Here is a 12548-nt window from a genome sequence, read left to right as displayed (position 1 = left end):
CCTTAAAATAAGCCTAATTGTTCTCCTGTACCTGTTTCTTTTTGATCCGAAGGTAAGTTTTTGACCTCAAATGGAATGTCATCAACATCAGAAGCCTCCGTTTCAGTACTTATTTCTACTTCATTACTTTCAGATATGGGTCCATCCGCTTCAAAATTACTATCCAGATTTTTTATGATAAATTCTGGTTCATCATCACCATCTTGATTTTCTGATTCTGCTTGTGATGGAGCCTTCTCTTCCGTATCAATGAATTGTAAATCAGTAAGTTTAGGATAATTTAGTTTATTGCCTATCGCCTTCCAACCTCGCACGTCACCTAATTCCGCAATCGGTAATAATTCTACCTGATTGGTTTTTCCATCTGCTTTATGCTTTATCTGAACATTTGGAGCATAATTATCCGTAGCAGCGATTAATCGGGATGCTTTATGGTCTGAAATGAATAGGAATTTCTTATCGATGGTAGTAGTTTCTAATTTAAATCGTTTGATAAAATGATTTTTACTAGCTCCATCAAAATAGGCAGCTGAAATGATGCTGTTCGCTTCGTATTTTTTCAAATACAATATCTCATCTGCCGTATATCGGTTGGTTAATTCAAAATTGGTTAATTCGTAATTTCCCGATTTGTATAACACTAAAATACTGTCTTTAGGCTCAAAATTGCCTATAAACTGACCATGTTCATCTCTATTTAATCGACCAACTGTGGCATCATACCATATATCCACTCCACCTAAAGTGGAAACTCCCGCCGATTTTTGAACAATTTTACGAACAGGGTATTTAGTTAAAACATTACCTAAAGATTCACGACCCTTAATAGCTAATTTGGCAAAATCATAATCAAATTGCTTGATTTTAGCTGTGCAATTGGCTGTTAAATTGATTTGAATTACTTCTGCTTCTCCATTTTCATTGGCAGAGAAATAGGTGATTTTTGATTTTGGATTATCACTCACCAGTTTATATTCCCTATCTCGAGTTACTGAAGTCACTTTGAATCTTTTGACATAAGAAATGCCATTTTTTCCATCAAAATAAACCAAATTGTAAACTTTTCGATCGTCGTTTTTCTTGAATACGGAACAATATAATATGTCTTTTCCAACAAATACTTTTTCTTGTACTTTGGTCACCACGCATGTTCCATTTTGTCGAAATACAATGATATCATCGATATCCGAACAATCCATGATGTATTCATCCTTTTTCAGACCATAACCAATGAAACCATCCGCTCGGTTAACATATAATTTCTGATTGGCTGCGGCTACCACTGTAGCAGAAATGGTATTAAAGTTTTGTATTTCTGTTTTACGCTCTCTTCCTTTACCGTATTTATTGAGTAGATTTTTAAAGTAATTAATGGCGTATGTAATCAAATTTGCCAAATTATGCTCTACCTCAGCCAATTCTTCTTCCAAGCGTTTCATGGCTTCATCTGCCTTGAAAGCATCAAATTTGGAGATACGTTTAATTCGGATTTCTAGCAAACGCAATATATCTTCTTCAATGATTTCACGATAAAAATCCTTTTTATAAGGCTCTAAACCTTTATCGACCATTTCTATCACTGATTCAAAGGTCTCACATTCCTCAATATCCCGATAAATTCTATTTTCAATGAAAATTTTCTCTAAAGAACTAAATAGGATTCGCTCCATGAGCTCCGCTTTTCTGATTTCTAATTCTTGTTTTAGCAAATCAACGGTTTGGTTGGTGCTTACTTTTAGAATTTCAGAAATTCCTACAAAGTGGGGCTTTTCGTCAATAATCACACAGGCATTGGGAGAAATTGAAATCTCACAATCTGTGAAGGCATACAAGGCATCAATAGTCACATCAGGTGATATACCTGGAGCTAATTGAATTTGAATTTCAACATCCTTTGCTGTATTGTCAATTACCTTTTTAATCTTAATTTTTCCTGTATCATTTGCTTTGATGATGGAATCAATCAAAGATGTAGTGGTAGTAGAATAAGGTATGTCTTTGATAACCAGAGTTTTCTTGTCGATTTCTTCAATCTTTGCTCGAATTCTGATTTTTCCACCGCGTAATCCATCATTGTAATTAGAAGCATCTAATAAACCTCCTGTCAGAAAATCAGGCAGCAATTCCACTTTTTTATTATTCAGTAAATCGATGGAAGCTTGCAAGATTTCACAGAAATTGTGTGGCATGATTTTCGTAGCCAAACCTACGGCGATACCTTCTACCCCTTGCGCTAATAATAGGGGGAATTTAATAGGTAAAGTGATGGGTTCTTTTTTACGACCATCATAAGATAATTGCCATTTGGTGGTTTGGTTATTAAACACCACATCATTGGCAAACTTAGAAAGTCTTACTTCGATGTATCGAGCTGCTGCAGCACTGTCTCCTGTGCGCATGTCACCCCAGTTACCCTGGCAATCAAACAATAGTTCTTTTTGCCCTAGATTAACCATGGCATCGGTGATGGAGGCATCTCCATGCGGATGGTATTGCATGGTTTGTCCTACTACGTTCGCTACTTTGTTAAAGCGGCCATCATCCATTTCCCGTAGCGCATGTAGAATCCTTCTTTGTACAGGTTTTAATCCATCTGCTACGGCTGGAACGGCGCGTTCAAGAATAACGTATGAGGCATATTCCAAAAACCAATTCTCATACATTCCTGCCACTGCAATTTGATTTTGCAAGCTGCCATCCAATGATTCATCCATATAAACTATCTATAATTTTAATTCCCCAATTTTTAAGTGGAATAATTGGTATAAAAATAAGGCTGTGGCACCCCAAATAACTTCACCTTCAAATTCAAATTTTGGAGCCCAGTAGCTCTCATTTTGAATTGTTAATTGATGTGCTTTTACTTGCGAGTTATCTTGGAAATGTGATACAGGTATTTCAAAAATACGATTTATTTCTCGTTTATCTAAAACGTAATTTTGCTTTTCTTCTAAGACCGCAAAATAAGGTTGAACCCAATAATTGGAGACCATGACCCAAACAGGTTCCATAGCTCTTAGGGCTTCATAAGGAACATCTATGCCAATTTCTTCCTTTACTTCCCGAATGGCAGTAACCTTTAAATCTAAATCATTTATTTCCTGTTTCCCCCCAGGAAAAGCCATTTGTCCCGAATGAGCACCTTCATATTCGTTTCTTTTAATTAATAAAATGGTGTCTCGTAGTTCATTTTTTTGAATAATAGCCACCACGGCAGCATGTCGAGCATTAGCCTTTACCGTTTCCATTTTCATGAAATTTTGATGCAAGTCAAAAATAGGCTCAAACATTTCTTTCATGGCCACCTTATTTAGCAATAGCTTCTGCACATCGAATGCCATCCAATGCCGCCGACATAATTCCTCCAGCATAACCGGCACCCTCACCGCAAGGGTATAAACCTTTGATTTGGGGATGCTCTAAACTTTCTTGATCTCTAGGAATTTTAACGGGTGATGATGTCCTACTTTCCAAACCGATGATTTGTCCAATATTAGTCGAAAAATTAGGAATCTTTTTGTTAAAATCACTCAAACCTAATGCCAAAGGCTCAGCAATAAAATCTGGTAAAAAATCACGCATTTCTCCTGGGATTAATCCCGGGACATAGGAGGTATCATGACTGGATTTACTCGTTTTCTTTTGAATGAAATCTTGGGTCAATTGTGAAATAGCCTTTTGAGTAGCGCCTGATAATTTATGTGCTTTTTGTTCTAATGACTCTTGCAAAAACATGCCCGCTAAAGGTCCTTCAGATTTAAATGCTGCTAAATCATGTTCAAGTAAACTAACAACAATCCCAGAATTGGCATAGTGTGAGTCGCGTCTGGAGGGCGACATACCATTGACTACTACTTGATTCTGGCTGGTGGCTGATGGTACAATAAAACCACCTGGGCACATACAAAATGAAAATACCCCTCTTTGTAATCCCTTATACTTGGTTTGACTAACCAAACTAAAACTTGCCGGAGGTAAATATATGGGCCTTTCTTTAGTTTTATATTGGCAGCTATCAATCAGTGATTGACGATGTTCTATTCTAACTCCTATGGCAAATCCTTTCGACTCAATCAGTACGTTTTTATTTCTTAATAACTCAAATATGTCACGCGCGGAATGCCCTGTAGCTAATAAGAGTTTATCGGCTTGAAATTCTTGATTATGAGCCGTGACAACTCCCTTTATTTGCTTATTTTGGATGATAAAATCGACTACTTTTTGGTGAAAATGCACTTCCCCACCAGCTTCAATAATAGCTTGCCGCATGGAAGCAATGATGGCGGGTAATTTATTGGTTCCAATATGAGGATGGGCCTCAAATAAAATATTTTGATCTGCACCATGTGCTACAAAAGTTTCAAGGACCGATTTAATATCTCCTCTTTTCGTACTTCTGGTATACAGTTTTCCATCGGAGTAGGTGCCCGCTCCTCCTTCACCAAAGCAGTAATTACTATCGGAATCAACGATATTAAAACGATTGATGGCAGCTAAATCACGTCGCCTTTCACGTACATCTTTTCCTCTTTCCAAGACGATGGGTTTGAGGCCTAATTGAATAAGTCGAATCGCAGCAAATAAACCTGCTGGGCCACTTCCAACGATGATAACGCGCTTAGCTTCTGTGGATAGCGGGGGTAAATGAGCTAGATGTTCTAAGGAAAAATCATGCTCTTTTTCATAAAATCCAATGCGTAAATTGACTTTAATTTGTCTACTTCTCGCATCGATGGATTTCTTTTCAATTCGATATTGGCAGCTATTTAATAGATTTGTACCTAATTCAGAAATAAGAAAGGCTCGTAGCAATTCAGGAGAATGAGCAATTTCTGGACCGACTACAAAATCTTTTAGTTCTAACATTGCGTAAATTTGTACGAATTTACAAAAATCCTCTCTTTTAATGAATAAGCTGAAGCATCAAGTTAGTCCCTATTTATTACAACATCAACATAATCCTGTTCATTGGCAACCATGGGGACCGGATGCATTAAAACAAGCTAAGGAGGAGGATAAGCTTATCTTAGTTAGTATTGGATATGCCGCTTGCCATTGGTGCCATGTCATGGAAAAAGAATGTTTTGAAAATCAGGAAGTAGCTGATTTAATGAATAAATATTTTATCAACATCAAAGTTGATCGTGAGGAAAGACCTGATGTGGATATGATTTATATGGATGCCATTCAGCAAATGGGATTATCAGGTGGATGGCCATTGAATGTATTTTTGATGCCGTCTCAGAAACCATTTTATGGTGGCACCTATTTTCCAAAGGCTAAATGGATGAATATTTTATCATCTGTACAAAATGCCTTTGTGGAACATCGGGCAGAGTTGGAGGAATCTGCAGAAGGATTTGCTAAGGCAATTTCTGATCATGCTGATCTATTTCAAATGACTGATTTAGAATTAAGTCCAAGCTTCATACCTCAATGTCTAAAAATCACCGTTGGTAATATGGATCCCGTATTTGGTGGTATGAATAAGGCACCTAAATTTCCATTGCCTTCTCTCTTACGATTTTTAGAGTCTGTTACTCCCCTTTTAGCTCAGCAAACCAATGCCTATAAAGCTTCTGAAATTCAATTGAATAGAATGGCTCAAGGGGGTATTTTTGATCAAATAGCGGGTGGGTTTTCAAGGTATTCAGTTGATTCAGAATGGTTTGCTCCACATTTTGAAAAAATGTTGTACGATAATGGTCAATTATTGGAAGGTTATGCAGCGGCTTACCGTCGTACTAAAAACCCTCTCTACGCTGAAGTATTAACACAAACGATTCAGTTTTTAACATCAGAGCTATTAGCAGAAAATGGCTTGTATTATGCATCTTTAGATGCTGATAGTGAGGGTGTTGAAGGTTTATTTTATACTTGGCATTTTGAGGAGATCAATCAATTAATCCCTTCCCTTTCCAATCCTGAGTTTTATAGGGCATATAGTATCTTACCCAATGGCAATTGGGAGGATAGTCGGAATATATTATTTAAAAAAGAAGCCATTTTAAATAATCAATTCAGCGATGAATTAGTCAAGCTTTCTGATGTTAGAAAAACGCGTATAAGACCTGAGACAGATACCAAGCAAATTTTAGCATGGAATGCTTATGTGCTATCAGGATTAATAGCCTCTTCTCAAGCGCTAGCCTCTAAAGAGATATTACAAGATGCTATTCATTTGGCAGGGGCTATTGAACAACATTTATTGAAGCCAGATGGTAGCGCTTTGCATCAAGCCGCTTACACAGATAGACCTATTGATGGTTTTTTAGATGATTATGCCGCCACTGCACTGGCTTTCATTCAACTGTATTTATCTACTTTTGAGGTCAAATATTTAGATATTGCCGATAGCTTAGTTGAAAAAGCCACAGAATTATTTGAATCCAAAGATGAGGGTTTTGCTTTATACCATTATGCGCAAAATCAACATCAAGAGCTGATTGCTTATAAGGTGGAGTTTACAGATTCTGTTTGTCCATCCTCCAATTCCATGTTATGTGAAGCATTGTTGTGCTTAGGTTTAATTAACTCACAGGTTTCTTGTACATTAAGGGCAAAGCAAATGTTGGAAACGGTTATTTCTAAGGCTCAAGCAAATCCAGCCTATTTTTCTAATTGGCTACGGATTTATTCTCAATGGTTTGAAAATCCACAAGCCACCATCAAATTTGATCATTCATATGCCTTGGAAAAAGGCTTAATGGAAAAATTGAATTCTTTGGAATTATCCCTAATACCTGTTGAAAACCTTCCAAAGGATAAGCATTTTTTAGTTTGTATTGGCCATCATTGTTTAGCCCCTGTGGGTACTTGGGAGGAAATGAAAGATCATTTGAAGGAGCTTATTTAATTCTTTCTGGATTTTCAGAAACAAAGGCTCCCCAACCTTTTTTAGTCCCTTTGACGGATGAGGAAATGTTGTTTTGATGAAAATGGTGGCAAATAGCTATACCTAAGGCATCCGTTGCGTCAAATAATTTGGCATCTAATTTAATACCCGCAATAACCTCAACCATTTTAGCTACTTGTTCTTTGGAGGCATTTCCATTACCTGTGACAGATTGCTTGATTTTTTTGGGTTCATACTCAACTATGGGGATACCTTTTGAAAAGGCGAGTGACATTACCATACCTTGAACACGACCCAATTTGAGCATAGATTGAATATTTTTACCGAAAAATGGTGATTCAATAGCTATCTCATCGGGTAAAAATTCTTCAATTATTCCTAAAACTCTCTCATGAATTTTCAAAAATTTAGCTCCTTGGGTGGTATATTTTGTCAGGTTTAAAACACCATACTGTAAGACAGTTACTTGAGCTTTGCTAATTTTCAATAAGCCATATCCCAAAAAGCGGGTGCCTGGGTCAATACCTAAAATTATTTTTTCTGCACCTGAACTCGTAATTTGCATGAATATTGGATCTGAAAAACATGTTCATTCATCGCTTACCTTCTTTTGTGCCTGCTATTTTCCCTAGTTTGATTTGGGAAAAGCATCAAGCATCGAAAGACAATCAAGTGTATTTCACTTTTGATGATGGACCTAGTCCTGAAATTACCAATTTTGTTTTAGATGAGTTAGATAAATTTCAAGCAAAGGCGACTTTTTTTTGTATAGGTAAAAATATGCGCCAATTTCCTGAATTAGCTCATGCCATACATTCAGCTGGTCATAGTTTAGGTAATCATACCATGAATCATGTGAATGCATGGAAAGTACCATTTCATGAGTATATCGAAAATAAGCAAGCCTGCGATCAGGTATTTAATGATTTAGGAATTCCAAGTATAGGTTTTAGACCTCCTTATGGGCGTGTGAACCGAAAGATGTTAAAAAATGCTGATGAATTGGGTCCCATTTTTATGTGGTCCTTACTAACAGGCGATTACCATTCAGGCTTAAGTGCCTCATCCATTACAGGCCATTGTTTAAAAAATATACAAGCAGGGTCTATCATCGTTTTTCATGATAGCCAAAAAGCTTTTCCTCGTTTAAAATTAATTTTACCAGAATTTTTAGCCTATTGCTATGCCAATGGCTTTCAATTATCCGCCCTATGATAGATACCCATGCACATTTATACGATGAACATTTTACTCAGAATTGGGAAGTTCATCTTCATGAAATGAAAACGGCTGGAATTCAAGAAGTTTGGTTGCCTAATTGCGATCAGGAGTCTTGGGGGGCATTATGGGAATTATATGTAGCCAATGCTACATTTTGTAAGCCGATGATTGGTTTGCATCCAACTTATGTAAAAGAAGATTTCGAAGAACAATTAAGCTTTTTGGAACAAGAGTTACAAAGCAAAAAAGTGCTTGCCATCGGAGAAATAGGTTTGGATTATTATTGGGATATAAGTTTCAAAACTCAACAAATAACAGCTTTTGAAAAACAATGTCATTGGGCTTTAGAACACCATCTTTGGATTGATGTACATTGTAGAAAAGCCTACGCCGACTTAATCGCCATTCTCAAAAAGAAGGAATTTAACGATGTAAGGGGTATTATTCATTGTTTTTCAGGTGATGCTCGTGAGGCGAAAACGCTGGTTGACTTAGGCTTTACCTTGGGCATTGGAGGTGTGCTTACCTATAAAAATGCCAATCTGTTTCAAGACATTCAAGAAATACCCTTAACGAATATAGTCCTAGAGACAGATGCTCCTTATTTAAGTCCTGTTCCCTACAGAGGAAAACCTAATTCGCCCGCTTATTTGGGATTAATTGCACAAAAATTAGCAGACTATAGAGAAATGCCTTTGGATGATGTGATACAAGTAACCAGTACTAATGCTAAAGCTTTTAAGGCTTACTCAAGCTTTGAATAGCGAATCAATTTTATCTTTCCATATTCTCATGGCATCTTGTAATTTAATGACATGTTTATTTTTTGATTTTTTAAATTGAATCCAATTACCCTGAAATATTAATTTGCCTTGGTGTAAAATCCCTACCTGCTGACTTAAACTTAGGATGTCCACTAAATCGTGGCTAATTAATAAACAAGGGATTTTTTCTTCCGATACCACCTGTTTAAAGATTTCAGAAAATTCTAATTTTTGTTCGGTATCTAGTTGACTAAATGGCTCATCTAAAACCAATAATTCAATGGGTTTACTGATAGCCTCTAAAAGCGCTAATTTTTGTCTTTCTCCCCCAGAGAGATGTTGGATTTTGGTGTTTTTTGCTGCCTTTAATCTGAATCTAACTAAGTTTTCCCGAATAAATTTTTCTAAATCGCTGCTCGTCATTTTTTGACCTAATCGTCGTAAATACTCTTCTACGGTATGATGGGGCATTAAATGTAAGTTTTGTGGGACATAGCCAACTTCTTTAAAGACCTTGATTAAACGATCCATTTGGGTGTTTAATTCCTTGCCATTGATGCAAATAGATGCCTGGGGTTGAACAGTTTGTCCCACAACAATATTGGCTATGGTACTCTTTCCTGATCCACTTTTTCCGATGAGAGCAAATATTTCACCTGCTTTTACTTGAAAATGTATATGGTTTAAAGCAAAATGACTTGTAACTTGGTGGTGATTAATTTGAATCTCTAACATTTAAATGACATTTTATGCTACTGTGTGGAATTGATGTAGGCACATCTTCGATTAAAGTTAGTATTGTTGATGCTGCTAAGCAAACAGTTCTTTTTTCTTGCTCTTATCCAGAGACAGAAAATGAAATTTATTCACCTCAGCCTGGTTTCGCTGAGCAGGATCCTGCGCATTGGTGGTATTGTACCCAGCAGGCCATTTTAAAGGGAAATGCATCTGGAACTTATAATCCTTCGGACATACATGCTATTGGTATTTCTTACCAAATGCATGGTTTGGTGGTATTGGATGCGGATTTGCAGGTTTTGAGACCTTCTATTATTTGGTGTGATTCAAGGGCAGGCAAGTTGGGCGAAAAAGCTGCCTTGGCTCTTGGTGAGGCTTATTGCCAATCACATTTATTAAATTCTCCAGGAAATTTTACCGCTGCTAAATTAGCTTGGGTTAAGGAAAATCAACCTGAAATTTTTGATAAAATTAAGCATGTTGTTTTACCAGGGGACTATATTGGAGCTCAATTGACCGGTCAACTTACTTGTTCCCCTTCTTCCCTATCTGAAGGAATTTTTTGGGATTTTAAGGAAAATAGAATTTCAACTGAATTATTGGCTCATTTTGGATTTTCTTCTGATTTATTTCCTAAAATTCAACCTGTATTTTCTGATCATGGTCAAATTTTGCCAGAGATAGCCGCAAGTTTAGGATTGAATCAGTATGTGAAAGTAACTTATAAGGCGGGTGATCAACCTAATAATGCTCTTTCTCTAGGCGTTTTAGAGCCCGGTGAGATAGCTACTACTGCGGGAACCTCTGGTGTTGTTTATGGGGTTAGTGATGAACTGAAATATGATCAAGGTAATCGGGTTAATTCATTTGCGCATGTTAATTACCATGAGTCCCTTAGACGAATAGGAGTTTTGATGTGTATTAATGGTACGGGTATCATGAACCGTTGGTTGAAACAGAATTTTTTCAACTCCTATTCCTACCAACAAATGAATGAGATGGCTTCTCAGTCTGAAATTGGATCTCAAGGCTTAATCGTCATGCCTTTTGGAAATGGAGCAGAACGAATTTTTCAGAATAGAGTTATTGGAGCTAGTTTTCAACAATTGGATTTGAATCGTCATCAATCCGCGGAGATTTGTCGGGCTGTTCAAGAAGGAATCGCTTTTTCTCTTGTTTATGGGATTGAATTATTGGATAAGGTGGGTATTACACCTCAACGATTAAAAGCTGGTCTCGCCAATATGTATTTAAGTCCAGTATTTAGTCAAAGTATAGTTAATGCGGCTCAAATAGCGGTAGACTTAATGGATACGGATGGTGCAATGGGCGCAGCTTTAGGTGCAGGAATTGGCATTGGAAATTTTAATTCCCCTAAGGAAGCCGTATCTCAATTGAAGATTATTAAAACGATTGAGCCGGATTTGAAAAATATGGATGCTACGGCAGAAGCCTATGCTAATTGGAAAAATTTCTTACCTGCTTAAAAAAGTAAAAGCCTCCTGAATTTCAGGAGGCTTGTACCCAGAGCCGGAGTCGAACCGGCACGGGCTTGCACCCACGGGTGTTTGAGACCAGCGCGTCTACCAATTCCGCCATCTGGGCAATTCTTAATTGCGACACAAAAGTACTTCAAATCCTTCGATTTATCAAGTACCTATTTAATAATTTCTTAATTATTCGTAGCGTAAGGCCTCTACTGGATCTAGTTTAGATGCCTTAAAAGCAGGGTAAATTCCTGAAAATAAGCCAACTAATATACACACGATAATACCAGTGATCATCCATATCCAGGGTATAATAAAACTAGCATTTCCGGAACTGATTCCTTGAGCAATTAAGTTTCCAATGGGAATAGCAAGGACAATTCCACCAATGCCTCCTAAAAGACAAATCACAATAGCTTCAATCAAAAACTGTTGTAAAATTCTAAATGGAGTAGCACCTAGTGATTTGCGAATACCTATTTCACGGGTTCTTTCTGTCACGGAAACCATCATGATATTCATAAGTGCTATGGCAGCTCCTAATAAGGTGATAAAGCCAATCACAAATCCACCGATACGTAAGGAAGATGTAATGTTTTCAAAACTTTTAGCGATTGAATCCGAGCGATCTATAGAAAAAGAATCTTCAGAACCGATCGGATCCATCCTTACTTTACGCATTGCGCCTCTAGCTTCTTCCATAAAATCATCTAGATTTTTCACTTTGGTAGAAGAGGTGGTTATATCAAAGGTTAAATTCCTTCCAACCGCCATTTTACGTCCAGTTTCTAGTGGAACCATGATCACCCGGTCATCTCCCCCACCCATCATACTTCCTTTTTTTTCTAAAATCCCAACTACCTTCAACTTTTGACCACTGACAATAATTTCTGAATTAACCGGATTTTCTTTTTCATATAATTGATCAATTACATCCACTCCTAATAAACATACATTATTGGCATGTTGATATTCATGGGTAGAAAAATTACGACCTAATCCTACTTTATAACCCTTTAATTCCATGAAATTATCATCAATACCTACCAATCGAGTATTAGGATTGGTTTTTTTTGACCCATGCTTAGCAATGGCATTGAAGTTAACATTGGTTTTAAGTGATACTTTCCCCTTGGCACTAAATAAGGTTTTATATCGACTAGCCTGTCGGTAATCAATATTTTTAAATCTTTTTTCTCTTTGTCCCTCTCTTCTAATTTGCATGGCAGGACGATTTCGGATATCGAATGAATTAGCCCCTAATCCTGAAAAAGAATTATCTACAGAGCTTTGTATGCCATCTATGGCCGTTAAAATTCCTACCAATGAAGTAATTCCCAGTGAAATAATTAAGGCGGTTAATATCGTTCTTAGTAAATTTCCTTTGATCGATCTTAAACCTTCAAATACGTTTTCCTTAAGATTCATGTTGTTCTCCTACCGTTTAAATTTTACCTTGCAATTTATTAGTTTATTTACGTC

General features: G+C 36.9%; 10 protein-coding genes and 1 tRNA gene. 4 read left to right on the top strand and 7 right to left on the bottom strand.

What is annotated here, in order from left to right:
- Window positions 1–2: 2 nt before the first annotated feature.
- From ACST15_RS01490 to ACST15_RS01480, 3 genes are read right to left on the bottom strand one after another with little or no spacing between them, the layout of a single operon-like run.
- The gene (locus tag ACST15_RS01490; protein WP_459452881.1) at window positions 3–2714 is read right to left on the bottom strand and encodes a DNA gyrase/topoisomerase IV subunit A; all 2712 of its coding nucleotides are present in this window, start codon (window positions 2712–2714) and stop codon (window positions 3–5) included.
- A 9-nt stretch (window positions 2715–2723) separates the two neighbouring features.
- Window positions 2724–3299 (bottom strand): NUDIX hydrolase, encoded by a 576-nt coding sequence (locus ACST15_RS01485; protein ID WP_459452880.1) that lies wholly within the window; start codon window positions 3297–3299, stop codon window positions 2724–2726.
- 7 nt (window positions 3300–3306) lie between these two features.
- The gene (locus ACST15_RS01480; RefSeq protein WP_459452879.1) at window positions 3307–4866 is read right to left on the bottom strand and encodes an NAD(P)/FAD-dependent oxidoreductase; all 1560 of its coding nucleotides are present in this window, start codon (window positions 4864–4866) and stop codon (window positions 3307–3309) included.
- 40 nt (window positions 4867–4906) lie between these two features.
- Between ACST15_RS01480 and ACST15_RS01475 the strand changes: the two genes are divergently transcribed.
- Entirely contained in the window at window positions 4907–6856 is a 1950-nt protein-coding gene (locus ACST15_RS01475) for a thioredoxin domain-containing protein (RefSeq protein WP_459452878.1), read from the top strand.
- Here the strand turns inward: ACST15_RS01475 and ruvC are convergent.
- Window positions 6849–7421: a crossover junction endodeoxyribonuclease RuvC gene (ruvC, locus tag ACST15_RS01470; RefSeq protein WP_459452877.1), complete on the bottom strand. Its 573-nt coding sequence runs from the start codon at window positions 7419–7421 to the stop codon at window positions 6849–6851. The genes ACST15_RS01475 and ruvC overlap by 8 nt on opposite strands.
- Before the next feature lie 20 nt (window positions 7422–7441).
- Between ruvC and ACST15_RS01465 the strand changes: the two genes are divergently transcribed.
- Both ACST15_RS01465 and ACST15_RS01460 read left to right on the top strand, forming a co-directional pair.
- A complete protein-coding gene (locus ACST15_RS01465) occupies window positions 7442–8071 on the top strand; it encodes a polysaccharide deacetylase family protein (protein WP_459452876.1) in 630 nt (209 codons plus the stop codon).
- A complete protein-coding gene (locus tag ACST15_RS01460) occupies window positions 8068–8841 on the top strand; it encodes a TatD family hydrolase (protein ID WP_459452875.1) in 774 nt (257 codons plus the stop codon). The genes ACST15_RS01465 and ACST15_RS01460 overlap by 4 nt, the downstream gene beginning before the upstream one ends.
- Here the strand turns inward: ACST15_RS01460 and ACST15_RS01455 are convergent.
- Window positions 8827–9576 (bottom strand): ATP-binding cassette domain-containing protein, encoded by a 750-nt coding sequence (locus tag ACST15_RS01455; RefSeq protein ID WP_459452874.1) that lies wholly within the window; start codon window positions 9574–9576, stop codon window positions 8827–8829. The two genes, ACST15_RS01460 and ACST15_RS01455, sit on opposite strands and share 15 nt — an antisense overlap.
- Before the next feature lie 14 nt (window positions 9577–9590).
- Here ACST15_RS01455 and ACST15_RS01450 point away from each other — a divergent pair, with 14 nt between their 5' ends.
- Entirely contained in the window at window positions 9591–11066 is a 1476-nt protein-coding gene (locus tag ACST15_RS01450; protein ID WP_459452873.1) for a xylulokinase, read from the top strand.
- A 34-nt stretch (window positions 11067–11100) separates the two neighbouring features.
- Here ACST15_RS01450 and ACST15_RS01445 read toward each other — a convergent pair.
- A tRNA-Leu gene (locus tag ACST15_RS01445) sits at window positions 11101–11184 on the bottom strand.
- 71 nt (window positions 11185–11255) lie between these two features.
- Entirely contained in the window at window positions 11256–12494 is a 1239-nt protein-coding gene (locus ACST15_RS01440; protein WP_459452872.1) for an ABC transporter permease, read from the bottom strand.
- Window positions 12495–12548: the final 54 nt, after the last annotated feature.

This window comes from Aquirufa sp. Wall-65K1, assembly GCF_054558475.1.
Note: the sequence above shows the minus strand (reverse complement) of the source record. Positions and strands in the feature narration are given on the sequence as shown.

Coding starts and splice junctions, on each gene's coding strand:
- ACST15_RS01490 (WP_459452881.1), bottom strand. CDS start 2,714: ATGGATGAATCATTGGATGGCAGCTTGCAAAATCAAATTGCAGTGGCA.
- ACST15_RS01485 (WP_459452880.1), bottom strand. CDS start 3,299: ATGAAAGAAATGTTTGAGCCTATTTTTGACTTGCATCAAAATTTCATG.
- ACST15_RS01480 (WP_459452879.1), bottom strand. CDS start 4,866: ATGTTAGAACTAAAAGATTTTGTAGTCGGTCCAGAAATTGCTCATTCT.
- ACST15_RS01475 (WP_459452878.1), top strand. CDS start 4,907: ATGAATAAGCTGAAGCATCAAGTTAGTCCCTATTTATTACAACATCAA.
- ruvC (WP_459452877.1), bottom strand. CDS start 7,421: ATGCAAATTACGAGTTCAGGTGCAGAAAAAATAATTTTAGGTATTGAC.
- ACST15_RS01465 (WP_459452876.1), top strand. CDS start 7,442: ATGTTCATTCATCGCTTACCTTCTTTTGTGCCTGCTATTTTCCCTAGT.
- ACST15_RS01460 (WP_459452875.1), top strand. CDS start 8,068: ATGATAGATACCCATGCACATTTATACGATGAACATTTTACTCAGAAT.
- ACST15_RS01455 (WP_459452874.1), bottom strand. CDS start 9,576: ATGTTAGAGATTCAAATTAATCACCACCAAGTTACAAGTCATTTTGCT.
- ACST15_RS01450 (WP_459452873.1), top strand. CDS start 9,591: ATGCTACTGTGTGGAATTGATGTAGGCACATCTTCGATTAAAGTTAGT.
- ACST15_RS01440 (WP_459452872.1), bottom strand. CDS start 12,494: ATGAATCTTAAGGAAAACGTATTTGAAGGTTTAAGATCGATCAAAGGA.